Here is a 20,152-nt window from a genome sequence, read left to right as displayed (position 1 = left end):
GGCAGCCGGGCTCCCTACATCACGATCGCCATGTAGATCGCCGTTACAAAAATGTTAACCAAGGCAAGCGGCAGCAGCACTCTCCAGCCCAATCCCATCAGCTGATCCACACGAACGCGGGGAAGTGTGCCCCGAATCCAGATCAGAATAAATACGATCAGCGCGAATTTCAGCAGGAACCAGATGATGCCCGGTATAAACTCCAGGAATGGCAGCGGAGCCTGCCAGCCTCCCAGGAATAAGGTTGTCGTCAGGCCGGCGATGGCGAAGACGTACACATACTCGGCCAGCATGAAAAATGCAAACCGGAAGCCGCTGTATTCGACATGGTAGCCCGCCACCAGCTCCGACTCCGCCTCCGGCAAGTCGAAGGGCGTCCGATTAAGCTCCGATACCGCCGCTATCGCGAAGACGACGAAGCCGATGATCTGCGGCAGGAAGTTCCAGTGCCAGAACCCGCCTCCCTGCGCTTCGACGATGCGGTTCAGGTTCATGCTTCCCGTCATCATGACGACGCCGACTACCGAGATGACAAGCGGAATCTCATAGCTGATCATCTGGGCGGCCGAGCGCATCCCTCCGAGCAGCGCGTACTTGTTATTGGAAGCCCAGCCTCCGAGCACGATGCCGATCGTCGAGATACCCGACAAAGCCACATAGTACAGAACGCCGATGTTCAGGTCGCTGCTCACCAAGCTGCTCGTATACGGAATGACCGCGGTTACGACAAATGCCGGGATAAACGTAATGATCGGAGCCAGGATGAACAATCCCCGATCCGCTTTGCGCGGAATCGTATCCTCCTTGATCAGCAGCTTGAGCACGTCCGCTACGGTCTGCAGCAGGCCCAGCGGCCCCGTCCGGTTCGGTCCGATCCGCAGCTGCATCCAGCCGAGCACCTTCCGCTCAAAGTAAATCGCGTAGGTTACGAAGCCGAGTATGAGCAGCAGCAGGACGACGCCCCAGGCGAAGAAAATCGCGGTGTTTGTCAGCGACAGCGGCTGGTGTAACAAGTCGAGCATCAGCAATCGACCTCCCCGACGACAATATCAATGCCTCCGAGTATGGTGATCAGGTTGGTCATCGTCTCCCCGACCAGCAGCTTCGGCAGAATCTGCAGATTGACAAATGAAGGTCTGCGGAATTTCAAGCGGTACGGTTTGTCTTTGCCCTTGGATACGATGTAGCAGCCGATCTCGCCGCGAGGCGATTCGATAGCGGCATACACCTCTCCCTCCGCCGGGCGAAGCACGCGCGGCACCTTGCCCATGATTTCCCCGTCCCCGGGAAATTGCTCGACGGCTTGCTCCAAGATCCGGAGCGACTGGCGAATCTCCTCCATGCGCAGCAAATACCGGGAATAACAGTCGCCTACGTCGGAGACGGGCACATCGAAGTCGAACCGGTCATAAAGACTGTACGGCTGATCCTTCCGCAAATCCCACTTCACTCCGGTACATCGCAGATTCGCTCCGCTCAGCCCATAGGCGATGGCGGTTTCGGCATCGTATTTGCCCACTCCCTTGATCCGGGCCAGGAAAATTTCGTTGCCGCTGACCAGACGCTCGTATTCCTCCAGTTTATCTCTCATATAGGGGATGAAGTCGCGAACCTTCTGAATCCAGCCCTCCGGCGCATCCCACTTCACGCCGCCCACACGCATATAATTGTAAGTCAGCCGGGCGCCGCACAGCTCCGTAAACAGATCGATAATGATCTCCCGGTCGCGGAACGCATACAAGAAAGGACTCATCGCCCCGATATCCAGCAAATAGGTGCCCCACCAGACGAGATGACTGGCCACACGCTGAAGCTCCATGACGATCAGCCGCAAAAATTCGGCCCGCTCGGGAATTTCCAGCTGCATCAGCTTCTCTACCGCATGCACGAGAACATAATTGTTGGTCATCGCGGATACATAGTCCATCCGGTCGGTATAAGGAATGATCTGGGTGTAGGTCAGGTTCTCGGCCAGCTTCTCCGTTCCCCGGTGCAAATACCCCATGACCGGAATAGCTTCCTTGATGACTTCCCCATCCAACTTCACGATAATACGGAATACGCCGTGCGTACTCGGATGCTGGGGTCCTACGTTCAAAAGCAATTCTTCCGTTCTAATAGCCAAATCCTACACCTCCGGGTCGAGCGGCTCATAGTCTTTGCGCAGCGGATGGCCCACCCAGTCATCAGCCATCATGATGCGGCGCAAGTCGGGATGTCCCGGGAAATCAATGCCGAGCAGATCATATATTTCCCGCTCATTCCAGTTGGCTGTCGGCCAAACGGATGTGACGGAAGGAACGGACGGAGTCTCGCGGCTTGTCTTGACCTTCACGCAGTACTCCCGCTTCGTCTCCAGCGAGATCAGATGGTAGACGACCTCCATATGGGTCTCCATATCCGTACCCGAAACGTTGCGCAAATAGTTCAGCCGCAGCTCAGGATGCGTTCTGAGCATCTCCGCTGTGGCAGGCCAAGTCTCGGGCTTAATGGACAAACAGGGGAGATGTCCGCCCTTCTCATTGATAAAGGCCTCCTGGACGGGCTCGCCCGGTATCTCCTGCAGCAGCGCAACCAAGCGGTCCAGCAAAGGCTGATTCGGCGACGGCTCCTTCGGAGTATCCGCAGCCTCCGCTTCCGCCTTGGCGGCGCGCTCCTTGGCTCTTGCGGCACGCGCCTCTGCGGCCGCCTTCGCCTTCGCTTCCTTCTCCTCATCGGTCAAAGCGGCTCTTGCCGGAGCAGGAGCAGCGCCCTCTTCCCCAGCTGCCGGCTTGGCCGAAGGCGCTTTCTCAGCTTCAGGTGTAGCTGATGCTTCCTTTACTTCCGTTGACGGGGCGTCTGCCGCAGGCTTATTGTCAGCCGCAGGCTTGTCGTCAGGTGCCGGCCCGCCGGCCGTTTTGTCCAGCTTTGAATCATCGGTCATCGATTGGTCACCTGCTTACCGGTTTTCGCTTCGTAGCGGATTTTCTCCTGCAGCTTGTTGATGCCGTAGATCAGCGCGGCAGGATTAGGAGGACAGCCCGGAATATACACGTCCACAGGCACGATCTGGTCCACTCCCTTCACGACGGCATACGATTTGACGTAAGGGCCGCCGGCGGTCGCACAGGAGCCCATCGCAATCACCCACTTGGGCTCGGGCATCTGCTCATACAGACGCCGCAGCAGCGGCGCCATCTTCTTCGTCACCGTACCCGCCACGATCATCACATCAGATTGACGGGGCGATGTACGAAATATAACGCCGAACCGGTCCAGGTCATAGTGGGACCCGCCTGTGCCCATCATTTCGATCGCGCAACAGGCGAGACCAAAGGTTAGCGGCCACAGGGAGTTGCTGCGGGCCCATGCTTTTACCTGCTCCAGGGTGGTCATGAAGACCGTGCGTTCCATCTCTTGACGTTCTTCGGGCGTGATGTTCTCTAAATTGAGGTCCATTGCAGCACCTTCTTCTTCCAGGCATAAAGCAAGCCTATGATGAGCAGCGATACGAATATGCACATCTCCACAAGCGCAAACAAGCCCAATTGCTTGTAAGCAACGGCCCACGGATACAGGAATACAGTTTCCACATCAAAGATAACGAACATCAGGGCAAACAAGTAATAACGGATGTTAAACCGAACTTGCCCTTCTCCTACGGGTTCGTTACCGCTTTCATAAGTCGTGTACTTTTCTTCAACCGGCTTGTGCGGACGCAGCAACCGTCCGATTGTAAGCGCTGCTATAGGAAGCAACACGCCCAAGAAGAGAAAAATCGTTACGACTACGTAATTGTTCATGTACATCGCGAACGAACCGCCTCCTTATGCAACATTGATCGTACGAGAGCTTCTGCTTGCTTTCACTGCCAGACTTTACTTTCCGTTTCCAATAAAATTGTTTACATACACCTTCCCAATTATACCAAAAGGCCCAGGGGGTGTCTAACACTTTCCATATAAAAAACCTGAGTGGAAACGCTTAATTCTTAGACCCGTGACTCCCAGAAACGTGGAAGAAGCGAGGGAAGACGGGCGAAGTAAGATAGCCAGACATGCAAAAAACGAGGGAGTAACTCCCTCGTCTCCGACAACGGTATTTATTTTCTACCGGATACGCCGATTCGATTGATCGCCCGCTTCAATGCCAACTCGGCACGGTAAGCGTCGACTTTCTCTTGCTTGGCGTTTTTGAGGCGCTGCTCGGCGCGGTCCTTGGCCGCTTTTGCCCGATCAACGTCAATTTGCTCCGGCAGCTCGGCGCTTTCCGCCAATATAACCACCTTATCCTTACGCACTTCCATAAAACCGCCGTTTACCGCGATAATAACGTCTTTCGAGCCTTGCTTCTTCACAGTAATCGGTGCGATTCTAAGCGGAGTGACAAGCGGAATGTGATTCGGCAGAATTCCAAGCTCCCCTTCGATACCGGTGGCGATGATCATGTTCGCTTCCTCGGCATATACCTTGCGCTCAGGGGTTACGATTTCCAATAGAAATGTGCTCACTTGGATTCCCCTCCTGTGTACCTAGTAATGTCCTCCTCCAATTAGAGGAGGACCTGATTTAACGGTCAACCGCGAATTACAGCGTCTTCGCTTTCTCGATGGCATCTTCAATCGTGCCCACGTTGTGGAACGCCGGCTCCGGAATGCTGTCATGCTTGCCTTCCAGAATTTCTTTGAAGCTGCGGACCGTTTCCTTAACCGGTACGGACAGTCCAGGAATACCGTTGAACGCTTCAGCCACGTGAAGCGGCTGGGACAAGAACAGACGAAGACGACGCGCACGGTGTACGACCAGCTTATCTTCATCAGACAACTCGTCCATACCCAGAATCGCGATGATATCGAGAAGCTCTTTGTAGCGCTGCAGAATTTGCTTAACGCCTTGAGCGACCTGGTAGTGCTCTTCGCCGAGAATTTCCGGCGTCAGAATCCGGGAAGAAGAAGCCAGCGGGTCAACGGCAGGGAAGATACCGGCAGCCGCGATGCTGCGCTCCAGGTTCGTCGTTGCATCCAAGTGAGCAAACGCCGTAGCAGGAGCCGGGTCGGTGTAGTCATCCGCAGGAACGTAGATCGCTTGGATGGACGTAACGGAACCCTTCTTCGTCGATGTGATACGCTCTTGCAATTGACCCATCTCTGTTGCCAGCGTAGGCTGGTAACCTACCGCGGAAGGCATACGGCCGAGCAAGGCCGAAACCTCGGAGCCCGCTTGGGTGAAGCGGAAGATGTTGTCGATAAACAGAAGAACGTCGCGGCCTTCTTCGTCACGGAAGTACTCGGCCATCGTCAGACCCGACAGAGCTACGCGCAGACGCGCGCCTGGCGGCTCGTTCATTTGTCCGAATACCATCGCCGTTTTCGAGATAACGCCGGAATCCTTCATCTCGTGGTACAAGTCGTTTCCTTCACGAGTACGCTCGCCTACGCCGGCAAATACGGAGATACCGCCGTGATTGTGAGCGATGTTATGAATCAGCTCTTGCATCGTTACGGTTTTACCTACGCCCGCACCGCCGAACAGACCGATTTTTCCGCCCTTCACGTATGGCGCCATCAGGTCGATAACTTTAATCCCGGTTTCAAGAATTTCCGCTTTCGTGGACAAGTTCTCGAACGTAGGAGCCCCTCTGTGGATCGGATTCGAAATCGAACGATCCACTTCTTCGATCCCGTCGATCGGATCGCCCAGTACGTTGAACACGCGGCCGAGCGTAGCCGGACCTACCGGTACGCTGATCGGAGCACCCGTATCAACGGCTTCCACACCGCGGACCAGACCGTCCGTGGAAGACATTGCTACGCAGCGGACCATGTTATCGCCCAAGTGAACGGCAGCTTCAACCGTCAGGTTGATATCCGCGTGGCCGGCTTGGCCTTTACTTTCAATCTTAATTGCATTAAGAATCTCAGGGAGGTGTCCACGCTCGAACTCGATGTCGACGACCGGCCCTGTGATATTCACAACGCGCCCCTTGCTCATGTTTTCCCTCCTCCAAGTTTCGTTCGCACGAAACTGCATCTTAAGCCTATATTCCAAGTTCCGTTCAACCGAAACCCAAACCCTTGCTGTGACTTAACTGCTGGCGTTCGCACCAGCGACGATTTCGGAAATTTCCTGCGTGATCGCAGCTTGACGCGCACGGTTGTAGGCGAGCGTGTAAGAGCTGATCATCTTCGTCGCATTTTTGGTCGCACTGTTCATCGCCGTCATCTTCGCACCGAACTCGCTTGCTTTGCCTTCCAGCACGGCGCTGTAAATCAACGTCTCCGCGTACTTCGGAAGCAGTACTTCCAGCACGCCCTCCGGAGACGGCTCATACTCATAAGCCGCGGCGGTCGCTCCGGTCACGTCCTCCAGCGGGAGAAGACGCTTGATCGTCGGGATTTGAGTAATCGCGTTCTTGAACTGATTGTAGACGAGGAACAGTTGGTCATACGATCCGTCCTCGAAATATTTAACCGCCTTGGCGGCGATCGTCTTAATATCCGAGAATTGAACGGCATCCGGCAGACCGGTTACTTCCTCCGCTATCGGCATGCCGCGTTTGCTGAAGAAGTTTTGTCCCTTGCGTCCGATTACGAAAATCGTATATTCGCTCGTCGACTTGTGCTTCTCGCGAATTTCGTTCACCACTTTACGCAGCACGTTAGCGTTGTAGCCGCCGGCAAGACCGCGGTCGGAGGTAATGACCAGATAACCGGTTTTCTTCACCTCGCGGTTTTGCAGCATCGAATGCTTAACGCCCTTGGTGCCCGCTGCGATGCTCGCCACGACTTCCTTCAGCTTATCCGCATAAGGCCTTGCGGCCTCGGCGGCAGCCTGAGCGCGGCGAAGATTCGCCGCCGCAACCATTTCCACCGCTTTGGTGATTTGCTTCGTGCTCTGAATCGACTTGATTTGACGCTTAATTTCGCGCATTCCTTTTGCCATACTTGCTCACCTCTCTTTCCGAGGCTTCCCGTCTGCAAGGCCGGCCGCATGGCGTTGTCGCCTCTGTCCGCGTACGGAGGGAAAGCCAGATCACAAGCTCAAGTGAAGCTGTCCGAGCTTCGCCCGTTTCAGAGAAGCCCGGCTTAAACCCTATGATTCAGAACGGGCGAAGCCCTTCTTGAATTGTTGGATAGCTTCGGACAATGCTTTATCGTTATCCGCCGTAATATCGTTCGTGTCGCGGATGCTTCCCAAAATCTCAGGACGGCTCGAGTCGAGATAGCTAAGGAACTCCGCTTCGAAGCGAAGAACGTCCTGTACAGGAAGATCGTCGAGGTGACCCTTGACAACCGTGTACAAGGAAGCGACTTGACGCTCTAGGGAGAGCGGCTGGTTCACGCCTTGCTTCAAGATTTCGAGCGTACGCACACCGCGGTTCAGACGAGTTTGCGTCGCTTTGTCGAGGTCGGAGCCGAACTGGGCGAATGCCGCGAGCTCGCGGTATTGAGCCAAGTCTACGCGGAGCGTACCGGCAACCTTCTTCATCGCTTTCGTTTGAGCGGAGCTACCTACCCGGGATACGGAGATACCGACGTTAACCGCCGGACGTTGACCGGAATAGAACAGATCGGCCTCCAGGAAGATCTGACCGTCCGTAATCGAGATTACGTTGGTCGGGATGTAGGCGGATACGTCGCCCGCTTGTGTTTCAATGAACGGCAGCGCGGTTAATGAACCACCACCAAGCTCGTCGCTCAGCTTCGCCGCACGCTCAAGAAGACGGGAGTGCAGGTAGAAGACGTCGCCCGGATAAGCTTCGCGGCCCGGAGGACGACGGAGCAACAGGGACATTTCGCGGTAAGCAGCAGCTTGCTTTGACAGATCGTCATAAACGATCAGTACGTGCTCGCCCTTGTACATAAAGTATTCGCCCATTGCGCAGCCTGCATATGGAGCCAGCCACAGCATCGGGGACGGCTCGGAAGCCGAAGCGGTTACGACGATCGTGTAATCCAGCGCGCCTGCTTTACGCAGCTGCTCGACCACGCCGACAACAGTCGACTGCTTTTGACCGATAGCGACATAGATACATTTTACGCCATTGCCTTTTTGGTTGATGATCGTGTCGATCGCGATCGCGGTTTTACCTGTTTGACGGTCGCCGATGATCAGCTCCCGCTGACCGCGGCCGATAGGAATCATCGCGTCGATCGCTTTGATACCGGTTTGCATAGGCTCATGAACCGATTTACGGGCCATAACGCCAGGCGCCGGGGACTCAACAGGGCGAAACGCAGTCGTATTGATCGGGCCTCTGCCATCGACCGGCTGACCCAAAGCGTTTACGACGCGGCCGAGGAGTTCTTCGCCAACCGGAACCTCCATGATGCGGCCCGTACGTTTGACTTGGTCGCCTTCGCGGATATCCGTATATGGACCGAGAATAACGATACCGACGTTGCTTTCGTCCAGGTTGAAGGCGTGACCGAGTACGCCGTTCGGGAATTCCAGAAGTTCGCCGGCCATAACGTTCTCCAGACCGTGCGCGCGGGCGATACCGTCACCGACCTGAATAACTGTACCTACGTCAACCACTTGAATTTCCGATTTATAATTTTCAATCTGCTGTTTAATCAATGTGCTGATTTCTTCAGGCTTGATACTCAAACGTCTCACCCCTATCTACAGTGCTTGTGATTGATTCAAGGCTTTTTCCAAACGCTTCAGCTTGCCGGACAAGCTTCCGTCATACAGACGGTCGCCGACGCGGATTTGAATACCGCCAAGCAAGCTTTTATCGATAACCGATTCCACACGGATTTGTTTGCTCGTCAATGTCGAGAAGGTGCTGGCGATCTGCTTCTCGTCGGCTTCGGACAAAGCGAACGGCGTGTAAACGATCGCTTTCGCTTGACCAAGCGCTTCGCCGGCAATCGCGGCATAGTACCCGACGAGCGACTCCAGCAGCTCTTCCCGTCCGTTTGCCACCAGCAATTGGAGCGTGTTCAGCACCGTATCCGACAGCTGCCCGCCGAACACGTTCGAGAGCAGCTCCTGCTTCGCGCTCACAGTGAGGCCCGGATGAACGATCAGCTTGTTGAAGTCTGCATTTTGCCGCAGAGCAGACAAGAAAGCGTTCAGCTCTTCTTCAAACTGCGCCACCCGGTTTTGTTCTTGTGCAATTTCGAACAAGGCTCTAGCGTACCGTTTGGCTACTACCGTATCCTTGCTCATTATTGGTTGCCCCCTACTTCTTTCAGGTAGTGTTCAACCAACTGCTCTTGCGATTTCTCGTCGACCTGCTTCTCGATAATCTTGGAAGCGATCAGAACCGACATCGCGCTGACTTGAGATTTCAAGCTGGCGACAGCCTTGTTCTTCTCGTTCTCAATATCCCGAAGAGCTTCATCCTTCAAGCGAACCGCTTCCTCTTTCGCCTGTACGAGGATATCTTGACTTTGCTTATTGCTCATCGTGCGCGCTTGCTCCAGAATTTCTTGAGCGTCCTTACGCACATCTTGCATAGCTTGCTTCTGCTCCGCGAGCAGCTTCTCAGCCGCAAGGCGATCTTGCTCGGTTTTCGAAACCTGCTCAGCCAGCAGACGTCTGCGCTCTTCCATAATACCGAACAACGGCCCGAACGCATATTTGTTGAGAAGCAAATACAGAACTAGAAATGCCACGATGGCAAACACAAACGATTCCCAATGCCAACCCATTCCTGCCACTATCCATGCAACTCCTTTCGGTCAATGTAGGCAAAACGAAGGCGTGGATGGCTCAGGCCTTCCGCGCCAAACCTGTTGTGATGGAATTAAGCACCGAAGAAGATCAGGAAGCCGAGTACGACACCGATGATTGGCACAACCTCGACGATACCGACACCGATAAACATAGTAGTTTGCAATGTACCGCGAAGCTCAGGCTGACGAGCGATACCTTCGACTGTTTTGCTGACGATCAGACCGTTACCGATACCTGCGCCCAGTGCGCCCAAACCGATTGCCAAAGCTGCTGCCAAAAATTCCATTGTTAAAATCCTCCTCAAAATATGGGTTTTATTGTAGGTTTCCTACTAGTGGCTTTCTTCTTCATGCACAGAAGCCTGCTTGATGTAAACCATGGTAAGAATGGTGAACAGGAACGCTTGGATCGCGCCTACGAAAATACTGAAGCCCTGCCATGCGATCAGCAAAGGCGTACCGAAGATGCCCGCCATCAAAATCGTCGCAATCAGCACCTCGCCCGCAAAAATGTTCGCGTACAAACGCAAACCGAGCGTAAGCGGCTTCGATATTTCTTTGATGAGGTTCAGCGGCAGGAAGAACCAGAACGGCTCAAAGTAATGTTTCAGGTAATGCTTGGTGTTAACCTTCAGACCCAGGTAGTGCGTCAGAATGAAGACAATAACCGCCAAACCGAAGGTAACGGATACGTCCGCCGTCGGGGATTTCCAGAAGGCAACTTCCACCCCGTGACCGCCGTGTGCACTGTTGATCATCTCCTGCGTGATCAGCGGATACCCGAGCAAGTCTACTGGCTGTGTGAAAGTTAACACAAGACCGAACGGCAATCCGAGCAGGTTGGACACAAAGATGAACATGATGATCGTCATGCCGAGCGAAACAAACGGCTTGACACGGTCTAGAGGCATCGCACTGGCAATAATCCCTTGCACGAACTCGACAACCCATTCCATGAAGTTTTGAAGCTTCGACGGATTGTTTACTGACAGGTTGCGAACGGACAAGCGCGCCAAGATGAACACGATAAGACACGCTATGATGATTGTCAAAAATGTGGACAGGTCGATTTGTAATCCGCCAATCTGCCACACCGGAAATTTATGCATCTAAATAGTCTCCTCCTTTCCAAGAATTACATGATTTATTTTTTAATAAAAAGTAAACCCATCAGGAGTGTTGCCATTTGGATGAAAAATAATCCGATAATCGTGAAAACGAGGTCAAACTGCGGCATTTTCACGGCTATCATAACGGCTATGAGCGCCATGCACATCCGAGAGAGCGTCCCGATATTGATACGCTTTCTTTCCTGCGAATGGGGCTGGTTCGATACCGCCTCGATCTTCATCAGAAGAAGCCAGGCGTTGATCAGACTGACGATCATGCCAAGAGCCAGTCCCGATACATGCGTGCGGTAGGCAGGCAAAAATGCCCAGACAAGCAGCAGGGCGGCTATACCGATCAAGGTAATGCGAACAAGAAGCTTCAGCTGGTTATTCATGTTTCGATGGTTTGTCCTCCAGGAACGTTTTGACAACCAGTACAGACGTCACGATGCCGACTGCAAACCCGACCATTACGCCCCCGATCACCCAGGACTGCGAAGCGTCCGACTGCGATCCGATCCATTTCCCTACGAAATAACCGATAGCCGTACACAAGACGATATCAACGCCGAGCGCGCTGACCAGCGCTGCGGCACGCCATGGATTGTCATTGGAATTTTGCCGACTCATAATCCATCCTTCTCAGCCGCAACCGTTATCATTGACTTCCGCCGCCGCAGTCTGCGGACATACGTCCGCCCTGCATGCCGGCTCCGTCTACAGCTGCCGTAGTTGGTCTGCTTGATCCTGACAAGACGCACAGCCCTACTTTTCGACTGAAACCGCAATCCTAGTATATTTTATCTAAGCCATGCGTTCTTTGTCAATTGTAGAAGCTGGCATTTTTTCTATGAGAAAAATCACAAAAACCTAGATATATCAAGGATTCAGCGTTCTTCAAACCAAACAGTGCAACTGTATGCTGTATCGTTTGTCATCAGATTGTCACGGTTGAAAAGCTTGCGGTCTTTCACTGCGGTGTCCGAAGTGATAAAGAATCGCGTCGACGATTCTTTCGGACGCTCTTCCGTCTCCGTACGGATTAGCCGCACGGCTCATCCGCTCATGCAGAGCGGCGTCGCTGAGCAAGGCCCTGGCTCTCTCATACACATGGTTCTCATCGGTGCCGACCAGTTCCAGTGTCCCCGCCTCGATGCCTTCCGGACGCTCTGTCGTCTCCCGAAGAACGAGGACCGGAACGCCGAAAGACGGCGCTTCCTCCTGCAAGCCGCCGGAGTCCGTCAGGATCAGATGCGTATGAGGGTAGAAATTATGGAACTCGGATGCGTCGAACGGCTCAACCAGCTTGATCCGGTCATGGCCTCCGAGCAGCTCGTGTGCGGGCTCTCTTACCGCCGGACTCAGATGGACGGGATACACGATCGCAATATCCTCAAACTCGTCAGCCAGCCGGCGGACCGCACGGAAGATTTGCCGGTGAGGCTCGCCCTGCGATTCGCGGCGATGAGCCGTCATAAGGACGAGACGCTTGCCCTGTGCCCAGTCCAGCAGCGGATGCTGGAAGTTTTCGCGTACCGTATATTGGAACACATCGGTAACCGTGTTGCCGGTGGTGTAAATCCGCTCCTCCGGCTTGTTTTCCTTGCGGAGGTTGCCCGCCGACCAACCGGTCGGAGCAAAGTGCAGATCAGCCAAAACCCCTGTCAGCTGCCGGTTCATCTCTTCCGGGAACGGAGACAGCTTGTTCCAGGTCCGCAATCCCGCTTCCACGTGTCCGACCTGGATCTGCTGCATAAAGGCCGCATAGCTGGCCAGGAAGGTTGTCAGCGTATCTCCGTGTACGAGAATCATGTCCGGCTTCTCTTCGCGGAATATCGGGTCGAGCCCCTGCAGAACGCGGATCGTAATTTCGTTCAACGTCTGGCGGTCCTTCATCACGTCCAGATCGTAGTCAGGCTTGATCCGGAAAATATCAAGCACCTGGTCCAGCATCTGCCGGTGCTGAGCCGTTACGCATACCAGCGACTCGATTTCATTCGGATGCTTCTCCAATTGCTTTACCAATGGGGCCATTTTGATCGCTTCGGGCCTTGTCCCGAAAATGGTCATGATCTTTGTCTTCGCCATAGCTTCCACTCCTGCTCCCTTCCTTGCCCTCTCTTATTTCGTACCGAATAAGCGGTCTCCCGCGTCGCCGAGCCCAGGCACGATATAACCGTGATCGTCGAGGTAATCATCGATGGCTGCGACATAGATATCTACATCGGGATGCGCAGTCTGAACAGCCTCCACACCCTCCGGCGCAGCGATCAGGCACATCAGCTTCATCTGCGTACAGCCGCGATTTTTCAGCGCAGCGATCGCTGCATTGGCTGAACCCCCTGTCGCCAGCATCGGGTCGATGACGATCAGCTCTCGCTCCTGCACATCGGTCGGCAGCTTGGCGTAGTATTCGACGGGCTCCAGCGTCTGCGGATCGCGGTACAGACCGATGTGACCGACCTTGGCCGCCGGGACCAGCTTCAATATGCCGTCCACCATGCCAAGACCCGCCCGCAGAATAGGGATCAAGCCCAGCATGCGACCGGAGATAACACTGCACTCCGCAGTTGTCACCGGCGTCCGGACTTCCACCTTCTGCAGCGGGATATCGCGGGTAATTTCATAGGCCATAAGCGTCGCCACTTCATCTACGAGCTCGCGAAAGTCTTTCGTAGTGGTATGTTCATCTCGTATGTACGTTAATTTGTGTTGGATAAGCGGATGATCGCAAACAAACACTTTTCCCATGCATGGTCCCCCTGTAAGACTGAATATAAATGATAGTATGGCCGGGCCTCCCGACGCCAGACTGCATAATTGATCAGAGAGGTCCTTGATGCCGGCTTAGGGAGCACGCCGCCTATGTATCCGGGCAGACGCGGCTAACGGCCTGTCAATTCCTCCATGACCGTACGACACACAGCATGTCCATGAAGCGGAGGCGCAATTTACGCCAAATCCTGACTATTATACCACAATTGAAACGTCTTATCCCAGCCGCATCAAAAAATATACATACAATGTTCCCATTTGATCCACGTGGAACAATTAGTCTCCCGCACGCATCAAAAAACACCGGCATTTCGCGGGTGCGAACGCCGGTGTGCCAGAGCAAACTTCGAAAATTAATAGCCAAGACCCGGATACAGCGGGTACTGCGCCGTCAAGTCTTTGACCATTTTGCGCACTTTGTCCAGAACCGCCTCATCGGAAGGATTTTTCAGCGTGAGCGCGATGATCTGGGCGATCGTTTTCATCGCTTCCTCATTCATGCCGCGAGCGGTAGCCGCCGGCGTGCCGACGCGGATGCCGCTTGTAACCATCGGCTTGGCCGGGTCGTAAGGAATCGCATTTTTATTCACGGTAACGCCTACCTCATCCAGCAGATGCTCAGCTTCTTTACCTGTAATATTCAAGCTGCGAAGATCGATCAGCATCAGATGGTTGTCCGTGCCGCCGGACACCAGGTTGATTCCTTCGGCAAGCAGTCCCTCGGCCAATGCCTTGGCGTTTTTCACCACATTCTGGGCATATGTCTTGAACTCCGGCTGCAGGGCTTCGCCCAGCGCTACGGCTTTGGCCGCGATGATGTGCATCAGCGGTCCGCCTTGCGTACCCGGGAAGACGGCTTTATCGATAGCGGCAGCCCACGGCTTGCGGCACAAAATCATACCGCCGCGAGGCCCGCGGAGCGTCTTGTGAGTCGTCGTCGTAACGAAATGAGCGTGAGGCACCGGGTTCGGGTGCAAGCCTGCGGCGACAAGACCGGCGATATGCGCCATATCGACCATGAACAAAGCGCCCACGTCATTGGCGATTTTGCCGATGGCTTCGAAGTCGATCGTGCGGGAGTACGCGCTTGCCCCGGCGACGATCAGGCGCGGCCTATGCTTAAATGCCGCTTTGCGAAGGTCTTCGTAATCGATCACGCCTTCGTTCTCCGTAACGCCATACGCGACGAAGTTGTACAAAATACCCGAAGCGTTCACCGGACTCCCGTGGGACAGATGTCCGCCGTGAGCCAGGTTCATCCCCAGCACCGTATCGCCCGGCTTCAGGGCAGCCAGGTAAACGGCCATATTGGCTTGAGCGCCGGAATGCGGCTGCACGTTGGCATGCTCAGCTCCGAACAGCTCCTTGGCCCGGTCGCGCGCGATATCCTCGACGATATCGACATGTTCGCAGCCGCCATAGTAGCGTCTTCCCGGGTAGCCTTCCGCATATTTATTGGTCAGTACGGTACCCATCGCTTCGAGGACAGCCTGGCTGACGAAGTTTTCGGATGCGATCAGCTCGATATTGTCGCGTTGACGGCCCAGCTCAAGGTTCATTGCTTCGACGATTTTCGGATCCTGCTTACGTAAAAAGTCCATGGTAGATTCCTCCTGATATATAAATGATAGAGTCCCTATATGCTTAATCGCAGCTGCCGGGGGGCTGATGCTGCTCCGCCGTATAAACGGCCCGCGCACCGCCGATCAGCTTGGGACGCGTGAGCGCCGCCTGCACATACGCTTCGCCGATCTGCCGGACGGAAGGCTTGAACGGCACCGCTACCCGCTTCAGATGCATGCCGATGAGCGTGCCTCCGATGTCGATGCCCGCATGCGCCTGCACCGTCTCGACTACTACGGCATCCGGCAGATGCTTGTACGCATAGGCGGCCATCGAACCGCCAGCCTTCGGCACCGGCACGACACTGACCTGCTCCAGGTTATACCGCCGCATCGCATCTTGCTCCAGTACGAGAGCGCGGTTCAAGTGCTCGCAGCATTGATAGACCGGGTAGAAGCCGTACTCGCTCCGAACCGCTTCCACCGCTTCGAAGATTGCCGCAGCCACCTGCTCGCTGCCCGAGGTTCCGATGTGGCGGCCCAGTACCTCGCTTGTGCTCGTGCCGATCACGAGCAGCTGCCCGTGCTCCAGCTTGCCGGCCGAAGCCAGCTCGCGCAGCATCGTCTGCACCCGCTCGCGGATCAGCTGGGCATCCACAGCGGCAGGCTCGCCGCCGGACACAGGATGTTCCTTCATAAGCTCTCCTCCTTCACTTCAGCGGCTAAAGCCTTATGGCCGCCCGTTACGGATGAATCGCGTATTTATCTTCCAGCGCCTTTACTTTGCCTATACGGTTCAGATGACGCTCTCCATTCGAGAATTCCGTTTCCAGCCAAATTTTCACGATCTCTTGAGCCACACCCGGCCCGACGACGCGTTCGCCAAGCGACAGCACGTTCGAATCGTTATGCTCACGCGTTGCTTTGGCCGAGAACAGATCGCCCACAAGCGCGCAGCGGATACCCGGAACTTTATTGGCAGCGATCGTCATGCCGATCCCTGTGCCGCAGATCAGAATCCCTTTGTCGGCTTCCCCGGCTACGACCTTCTCACAGACCGTCAGCGCGTAATCGGGATAATCGACCGACTCCGCACAGTTGCAGCCATAATCGACGACCTCATGGCCGAGCGATTCGATAAACGGCTTCAGTTCATCCTTCAGCCGGTAGCCCGCGTGATCCGCACCCATTGCAATTTTCATAAAATTGTTTCGCCTCCTCGCTATTGTCGATTTCATTATAACCCAAAACCGCGACGGCAAAAAACGAAAAAAGAGCATGACACACGCAGGGAATCCCGCGTAATGCTGCTCTTTGCCCAGGCGACCGGCCGTATGTCCCGATGCTCCATTGTGGTTGGTTCCACTTGTCGCCAGTTACATCGGGTCTTGTTCTAGTTAAGCTCATCATAGCCGATTACGCTGGGAGTGTAAAGCCCAAGTTTTTCAGTGCGCTTTCAGACGGCGAGCGACAGGAACCAGCCGTCGTCCCGGCTGAACCGAGTGTTTACGCGTGTTAACAAAAAAACCGTTCGGACTTCAATCCGGACGGCTCAGCACGGCATATGGCTATGCTCAAGAAGCGGGGAAGATCGGTCCTAGCCTTCCCGCTTCAGCTTATCGGCTAACAGCAGCAAGCAGCGCTCTATCTCGTCGGCGCAGCGGCGGTATTCCCGGATCGAGCCGCCGTACGGATCGGCGATATCGGGAGAGGACTGCTGCTGCTCCAAGGCTGCCAGCCGGCGGCGCTCCTCCTCGGAGATCGGCTCGCCGAGCGCCTGCTTGAGCTGGAGCTCGCTGAGCAGGCTTTCCCATTCGGCCCGTCTGCGCTCGCCTTCCGGATCGGCGTTTACATATTCCTTGAGCGTATACACCTTCTCGACGGCGGAAGGATACAGCTGAATGGTGTGGCGCTTATGGCTCGAGGTCATCGTCAGCACAAGATCCGACCATTCGATCAGATGCTGAGACAGCAGCATGGAGCCTGCGGAAGGCTCGCAGCCCTTTGCTTGAAGCACGGAGGCGGCATGATCGGAGATCGGCGTGCCCTGGTAGGCCGCCACACCTGCCGAGCGTACCTCCAGACCGGTCAATCCGCTCCTGTCCGCGATGCTGCGCATCAAGCCTTCCGCCATCGGACTGCGGCAAGTATTGCCTGTACACACGAACAAAATCCGTTTCATCGATTCTCCCCCTCTTTCTTCACGCCGGTTTGAGGCGGCGCTTGTTTCTATTGTACCTCAAGATGCTTCCGAATATGGATATCTGTCCCGGCTCACAGCAGAAAATGAATGCCGAAGGCGCCCAATATGACGCCGCCGAGCGCCTCCCCGTATTCTCCGACCCAGTTGCCCACATGTCTGCCCAGCAGAAGACCGAGCACGGACATCAGCCCGCCCGCCACGCCAAACATCAGCACGGTCAGCCATATATCCCCGGCGAACATCCCGAGGGATACGCCAACCGAGAAAGAATCGACGCTGACGCTGAAAGCAAACAACAGCATCCCCCAAAAGGAGCGGTGGTCGTACCCGCCGGATTCGGTTTTCCGCAGCGTGTTGTACACCATATGCCCGCCAAGCAGCAGCAGCAGGATTCCCCCGCAGACCGTCGCTATTTTCCCTAACAGCATGCTGAGATAGCCGCCCATCCAGATGCCGGCCAGCGGCATCAGCACATGAAATAGGGCGATGGTCAAGCTGATCTTCATGATGTCCAGCTTGCGTATTCCTCTCATCCCGATGCCCAGTCCGAGCGACAAGGCATCCAATCCGAGCGCCATAGCCAGCAGCCCGATCGAGATGATCTGCCCCCATAACACCGGTGCCGCCATATCCATGCCTCACTACCTCCCTGTCCCACTCCTAACCAACCTATGCGGGACAAGGTAGAAACATGTCTGCATTCCCTTCTTCGCTCCGGCTTGACCGCCACGCAAGCGAAACGGGCTATTAGCCGCGGCGCGCCCGGCATGCTAGCTTGTGATGACCTGCCCGGATGCGGCTTTACGCAAGCGGTTCATGATCGCAGCGCCGATGCCGTCCTCGCTGCAGCCTTCGGCGACGATGAACGAGGCCTCCGCATCGTCGAAGGAGCGCAGCGCGCCGTACAGCTCCCTGGCGGCGGCGCTCAGTTCACCCACGCCGCCGCAGACGGCGATATGATCGGCGGCGGCGGCCAAGGGGCCTGCGGCGGCGAGGCCGTCCGCGGCGCCAAACAGCAGCGCGCCCGTCCGCTCGCCGCGGGCGCGGGCCTCCTCCAACTCGCGGCTCATGCGCGCGAGCACAACGCTCCGATCGGCGCCCAGCACGATCGTCAGGCTGCCCCGCGGGGCGTAGTGGGCATATTTCATGCCCGGCGCCCGCGGGGTCTCTGTGGCGGTGGGCGCTTCCACCGCCTCCTGCAGGCGCACGCCCGCAGGCAGCGCGCGCTTCAGCTCAGCCCCGGTGATCCCGCCGGGGCGCAGCACATACAGCGTGTCGCCGCGCAGCTCGACCACGGTTGACTCCAGGCCGACGCCGGCCGGCCCGCCGTCGACAACTCCCGCGATCCGCCCGGCGAGATCGCTGAGCACATGCGCGGCCTCCGTCGGGCTCGGCCGGCCGGAGCGGTTCGCGCTCGGGGCCGCAACCGGGCAACCGGCGGCGGCGATAAGCGCCCGGGCCACCGGGTGGTCCGGCATGCGGATGCCGACGGTGCGCAGCCCCGCCGTCACGAGCGGAGACAGGACGCCGTCCAGCGCCGGCAGCACGATCGTCAGCGGCCCCGGCCAGAAGGCGTCCATCAACCGGCAAACGGCCTCTGCCGGAGGAGCTGTCAGCTCCGCCAGCAGAGACCTGTCGGCGATATGCACGATCAACGGATTATCGGAGGGCCGGCCTTTGGCCGCAAATACCGCCGCGACCGCTTCCGTATTCCGCGCGTCGGCTCCGAGGCCGTATACCGTCTCCGTAGGGAAGGCAATCGTTTCGCCGCTGCGCAGCCTTTGCGCCGCTTCTTGAAGCTCCTCCGGCTTCGGATGCCCGGCATCCACCCGCCATACACTTGTCATCATTTCCCCCATAACGATGTGCTTCTTCCCTTCCTGCCCTGCTCCTGCCGCTCTTCAAGCAAACCAAGAGACGAACTTCGTAATCATATCCCAGAGGAAGAACCGCACCTCCGGCTTCTCTGCCGCGGCAGCTTCGGTATCTGCGACTCCCGATTGTTTCTCGACTTGTCCAGCCGCTGCTGTGCTGCTGCCGGCTTGTACCTTTTCTTTACCCGGCTTGGCGGCTGCCGCACCGTCTTGACCCTTGCCGTTATCCCGCTTCGCCGCTTGGGCTTCCTTTACAGAAGCTGCGCCATCTGTATTCGTCTTGCCGGCTAGCTTTTTATCATCAGCCTTCTTATCGGCTGCTTTTTTATCGGAAGGCCCCTCGGACTCCGGCTGCTGCTCCTCTTCATCCAGCGCAGCGGCGTGGGCCTTATTTTCTTTTTTCACGACCATCTCGGAATCAACGAAGCATAAAGGAGGGAACAGCACGCACCACCAGTTCTGTCCTGCGGCGGCGCCGATCGACACCCGAAGCGCTTCATAATCGCCGGCCGGATAAACTTGGTTGCCGTACATCTTCGTCGGGAATGGCACCGTGCCCAGCTCAACCGTGTACGCATAATCAAAACCGTTCGCCTGCAGCGTCTCGCCAACCGTCGCCTCCAGCTCAGGCAGATGGTCGCGAACGACCGCACGGGCCTTATCCAGCGTATCCAGCTCCGTCACCCAGCCGTTCATCCGCTCGATAATCGCATCGCGGACCTCGCGCTTGATCCACTGATCGGCAGCGGAATCGGAATTAGCCAGAATACGCAGGCGAATCGACTCCGCCGGGATCACGCCGGATGCGCTCGCATCCTTCGCAGCTCCCGTGAACAGCATCGCATTTGCGCGGCTGGATTCCCAAGAGACCAGCAGCATCAGCAGTGCGAAGCCCAAGTACGCATACCGTTTCCATCCGAACCGTTTGACCATGGCGGGTCCATCCCCTCTCAACCTGAGAACAT

The 20,152-nt window shown here is 56.1% G+C and carries 24 protein-coding genes and 1 riboswitch; all 24 genes read right to left on the bottom strand.

Annotated elements, in window-relative coordinates; genetic code table 11:
• Nucleotides 1-14: 14 nt before the first annotated feature.
• Nucleotides 15-1,022: an NADH-quinone oxidoreductase subunit NuoH gene (nuoH, locus tag BLR08_RS26095; RefSeq protein WP_072337133.1), complete on the bottom strand. Its 1,008-nt coding sequence runs from the start codon at nt 1,020-1,022 to the stop codon at nt 15-17.
• Entirely contained in the window at nt 1,022-2,125 is a 1,104-nt protein-coding gene (locus BLR08_RS26090; protein WP_072337131.1) for an NADH-quinone oxidoreductase subunit D, read from the bottom strand. Before BLR08_RS26090 ends, nuoH begins: the two co-directional genes overlap by 1 nt.
• Nucleotides 2,126-2,128: 3 nt before the next feature.
• A complete protein-coding gene (locus BLR08_RS26085; RefSeq protein WP_072337129.1) occupies nt 2,129-2,923 on the bottom strand; it encodes an NADH-quinone oxidoreductase subunit C in 795 nt (264 codons plus the stop codon).
• Nucleotides 2,920-3,438, bottom strand: a complete 519-nt coding sequence (locus BLR08_RS26080; protein WP_072337127.1) for a NuoB/complex I 20 kDa subunit family protein — start codon at nt 3,436-3,438, stop codon at nt 2,920-2,922. Before BLR08_RS26080 ends, BLR08_RS26085 begins: the two co-directional genes overlap by 4 nt.
• On the bottom strand, nt 3,423-3,788 hold the full coding sequence (locus BLR08_RS26075; RefSeq protein WP_072337125.1) for an NADH-quinone oxidoreductase subunit A: 366 nt from the start codon (nt 3,786-3,788) through the stop codon (nt 3,423-3,425). Before BLR08_RS26075 ends, BLR08_RS26080 begins: the two co-directional genes overlap by 16 nt.
• A 293-nt stretch (nt 3,789-4,081) precedes the next feature.
• On the bottom strand, nt 4,082-4,489 hold the full coding sequence (locus tag BLR08_RS26070) for a F0F1 ATP synthase subunit epsilon (protein ID WP_072337123.1): 408 nt from the start codon (nt 4,487-4,489) through the stop codon (nt 4,082-4,084).
• A gap of 76 nt (nt 4,490-4,565) precedes the next feature.
• Entirely contained in the window at nt 4,566-5,969 is a 1,404-nt protein-coding gene (atpD, locus tag BLR08_RS26065) for a F0F1 ATP synthase subunit beta (RefSeq protein WP_072337121.1), read from the bottom strand.
• Nucleotides 5,970-6,062: 93 nt separating this feature from the next.
• Nucleotides 6,063-6,920: an ATP synthase F1 subunit gamma gene (atpG, locus tag BLR08_RS26060; protein ID WP_072337119.1), complete on the bottom strand. Its 858-nt coding sequence runs from the start codon at nt 6,918-6,920 to the stop codon at nt 6,063-6,065.
• A 150-nt stretch (nt 6,921-7,070) separates the two neighbouring features.
• The gene (gene atpA / locus BLR08_RS26055; RefSeq protein ID WP_072337117.1) at nt 7,071-8,588 is read right to left on the bottom strand and encodes a F0F1 ATP synthase subunit alpha; all 1,518 of its coding nucleotides are present in this window, start codon (nt 8,586-8,588) and stop codon (nt 7,071-7,073) included.
• Nucleotides 8,589-8,603: 15 nt separating this feature from the next.
• Nucleotides 8,604-9,155 carry a F0F1 ATP synthase subunit delta gene (locus tag BLR08_RS26050; protein WP_072337115.1) on the bottom strand — a complete coding sequence of 184 codons (552 nt, stop codon included), beginning with the start codon at nt 9,153-9,155 and terminating at the stop codon, nt 8,604-8,606.
• Nucleotides 9,155-9,640, bottom strand: a complete 486-nt coding sequence (atpF, locus tag BLR08_RS26045; RefSeq protein WP_072337112.1) for a F0F1 ATP synthase subunit B — start codon at nt 9,638-9,640, stop codon at nt 9,155-9,157. Before atpF ends, BLR08_RS26050 begins: the two co-directional genes overlap by 1 nt.
• A gap of 95 nt (nt 9,641-9,735) precedes the next feature.
• The gene (gene atpE / locus BLR08_RS26040) at nt 9,736-9,951 is read right to left on the bottom strand and encodes a F0F1 ATP synthase subunit C (RefSeq protein ID WP_025850351.1); all 216 of its coding nucleotides are present in this window, start codon (nt 9,949-9,951) and stop codon (nt 9,736-9,738) included.
• 45 nt (nt 9,952-9,996) lie between these two features.
• Nucleotides 9,997-10,773 (bottom strand): F0F1 ATP synthase subunit A, encoded by a 777-nt coding sequence (atpB, locus tag BLR08_RS26035; protein ID WP_072337109.1) that lies wholly within the window; start codon nt 10,771-10,773, stop codon nt 9,997-9,999.
• Between the two features lie 35 nt (nt 10,774-10,808).
• Entirely contained in the window at nt 10,809-11,168 is a 360-nt protein-coding gene (locus tag BLR08_RS26030; protein ID WP_072337106.1) for an ATP synthase subunit I, read from the bottom strand.
• Nucleotides 11,161-11,403: an AtpZ/AtpI family protein gene (locus BLR08_RS26025; protein WP_072337103.1), complete on the bottom strand. Its 243-nt coding sequence runs from the start codon at nt 11,401-11,403 to the stop codon at nt 11,161-11,163. Before BLR08_RS26025 ends, BLR08_RS26030 begins: the two co-directional genes overlap by 8 nt.
• A 315-nt stretch (nt 11,404-11,718) precedes the next feature.
• Nucleotides 11,719-12,861, bottom strand: coding sequence for a non-hydrolyzing UDP-N-acetylglucosamine 2-epimerase (wecB, locus tag BLR08_RS26020; RefSeq protein WP_072337100.1), 1,143 nt, complete (start codon nt 12,859-12,861; stop codon nt 11,719-11,721).
• Nucleotides 12,862-12,894: 33 nt separating this feature from the next.
• Nucleotides 12,895-13,524 carry a uracil phosphoribosyltransferase gene (gene upp, locus BLR08_RS26015; RefSeq protein WP_072337097.1) on the bottom strand — a complete coding sequence of 210 codons (630 nt, stop codon included), beginning with the start codon at nt 13,522-13,524 and terminating at the stop codon, nt 12,895-12,897.
• Nucleotides 13,525-13,901: 377 nt separating this feature from the next.
• On the bottom strand, nt 13,902-15,149 hold the full coding sequence (glyA, locus tag BLR08_RS26010) for a serine hydroxymethyltransferase (protein ID WP_072337094.1): 1,248 nt from the start codon (nt 15,147-15,149) through the stop codon (nt 13,902-13,904).
• Between the two features lie 43 nt (nt 15,150-15,192).
• Complete coding sequence (locus BLR08_RS26005) at nt 15,193-15,807, bottom strand: TIGR01440 family protein (protein ID WP_072337091.1); 615 nt, start codon at nt 15,805-15,807, stop codon at nt 15,193-15,195.
• A 46-nt stretch (nt 15,808-15,853) separates the two neighbouring features.
• Entirely contained in the window at nt 15,854-16,312 is a 459-nt protein-coding gene (rpiB, locus tag BLR08_RS26000) for a ribose 5-phosphate isomerase B (RefSeq protein WP_072337088.1), read from the bottom strand.
• 107 nt (nt 16,313-16,419) lie between these two features.
• A riboswitch (ZMP/ZTP riboswitch) is annotated at nt 16,420-16,500 on the bottom strand.
• A 207-nt stretch (nt 16,501-16,707) separates the two neighbouring features.
• Nucleotides 16,708-17,292: an arsenate reductase/protein-tyrosine-phosphatase family protein gene (locus BLR08_RS25995; RefSeq protein ID WP_072337085.1), complete on the bottom strand. Its 585-nt coding sequence runs from the start codon at nt 17,290-17,292 to the stop codon at nt 16,708-16,710.
• 92 nt (nt 17,293-17,384) lie between these two features.
• Nucleotides 17,385-17,948: a manganese efflux pump MntP gene (locus tag BLR08_RS25990; protein WP_083537503.1), complete on the bottom strand. Its 564-nt coding sequence runs from the start codon at nt 17,946-17,948 to the stop codon at nt 17,385-17,387.
• A 135-nt stretch (nt 17,949-18,083) separates the two neighbouring features.
• Complete coding sequence (locus BLR08_RS25985; protein ID WP_072337083.1) at nt 18,084-19,172, bottom strand: L-threonylcarbamoyladenylate synthase; 1,089 nt, start codon at nt 19,170-19,172, stop codon at nt 18,084-18,086.
• Nucleotides 19,173-19,214: 42 nt separating this feature from the next.
• Nucleotides 19,215-20,120, bottom strand: a complete 906-nt coding sequence (gene spoIIR, locus BLR08_RS25980; protein ID WP_072337080.1) for a stage II sporulation protein R — start codon at nt 20,118-20,120, stop codon at nt 19,215-19,217.
• Nucleotides 20,121-20,152 lie beyond the last annotated feature (32 nt).

This window comes from Paenibacillus sp. cl123, assembly GCF_900101595.1.
GTDB lineage: Bacteria > Bacillota > Bacilli > Paenibacillales > NBRC-103111 > Paenibacillus_G.
The sequence above is the reverse complement of the archived record's forward strand: the minus strand, read 5'-3'. Positions and strand labels throughout refer to the sequence as shown.

Coding starts and splice junctions, on each gene's coding strand:
- nuoH (WP_072337133.1), bottom strand. CDS start 1,022: ATGCTCGACTTGTTACACCAGCCGCTGTCGCTGACAAACACCGCGATT.
- BLR08_RS26085 (WP_072337129.1), bottom strand. CDS start 2,923: ATGACCGATGATTCAAAGCTGGACAAAACGGCCGGCGGGCCGGCACCT.
- BLR08_RS26080 (WP_072337127.1), bottom strand. CDS start 3,438: ATGGACCTCAATTTAGAGAACATCACGCCCGAAGAACGTCAAGAGATG.
- BLR08_RS26075 (WP_072337125.1), bottom strand. CDS start 3,788: ATGTACATGAACAATTACGTAGTCGTAACGATTTTTCTCTTCTTGGGC.
- atpD (WP_072337121.1), bottom strand. CDS start 5,969: ATGAGCAAGGGGCGCGTTGTGAATATCACAGGGCCGGTCGTCGACATC.
- atpG (WP_072337119.1), bottom strand. CDS start 6,920: ATGGCAAAAGGAATGCGCGAAATTAAGCGTCAAATCAAGTCGATTCAG.
- BLR08_RS26050 (WP_072337115.1), bottom strand. CDS start 9,155: ATGAGCAAGGATACGGTAGTAGCCAAACGGTACGCTAGAGCCTTGTTC.
- atpF (WP_072337112.1), bottom strand. CDS start 9,640: ATGGGTTGGCATTGGGAATCGTTTGTGTTTGCCATCGTGGCATTTCTA.
- atpE (WP_025850351.1), bottom strand. CDS start 9,951: ATGGAATTTTTGGCAGCAGCTTTGGCAATCGGTTTGGGCGCACTGGGC.
- atpB (WP_072337109.1), bottom strand. CDS start 10,773: ATGCATAAATTTCCGGTGTGGCAGATTGGCGGATTACAAATCGACCTG.
- BLR08_RS26030 (WP_072337106.1), bottom strand. CDS start 11,168: ATGAATAACCAGCTGAAGCTTCTTGTTCGCATTACCTTGATCGGTATA.
- BLR08_RS26025 (WP_072337103.1), bottom strand. CDS start 11,403: ATGAGTCGGCAAAATTCCAATGACAATCCATGGCGTGCCGCAGCGCTG.
- wecB (WP_072337100.1), bottom strand. CDS start 12,861: ATGGCGAAGACAAAGATCATGACCATTTTCGGGACAAGGCCCGAAGCG.
- upp (WP_072337097.1), bottom strand. CDS start 13,524: ATGGGAAAAGTGTTTGTTTGCGATCATCCGCTTATCCAACACAAATTA.
- glyA (WP_072337094.1), bottom strand. CDS start 15,149: ATGGACTTTTTACGTAAGCAGGATCCGAAAATCGTCGAAGCAATGAAC.
- BLR08_RS26005 (WP_072337091.1), bottom strand. CDS start 15,807: ATGAAGGAACATCCTGTGTCCGGCGGCGAGCCTGCCGCTGTGGATGCC.
- rpiB (WP_072337088.1), bottom strand. CDS start 16,312: ATGAAAATTGCAATGGGTGCGGATCACGCGGGCTACCGGCTGAAGGAT.
- BLR08_RS25995 (WP_072337085.1), bottom strand. CDS start 17,292: ATGAAACGGATTTTGTTCGTGTGTACAGGCAATACTTGCCGCAGTCCG.
- BLR08_RS25990 (WP_083537503.1), bottom strand. CDS start 17,948: ATGGATATGGCGGCACCGGTGTTATGGGGGCAGATCATCTCGATCGGG.
- BLR08_RS25985 (WP_072337083.1), bottom strand. CDS start 19,172: ATGGGGGAAATGATGACAAGTGTATGGCGGGTGGATGCCGGGCATCCG.
- spoIIR (WP_072337080.1), bottom strand. CDS start 20,120: ATGGTCAAACGGTTCGGATGGAAACGGTATGCGTACTTGGGCTTCGCA.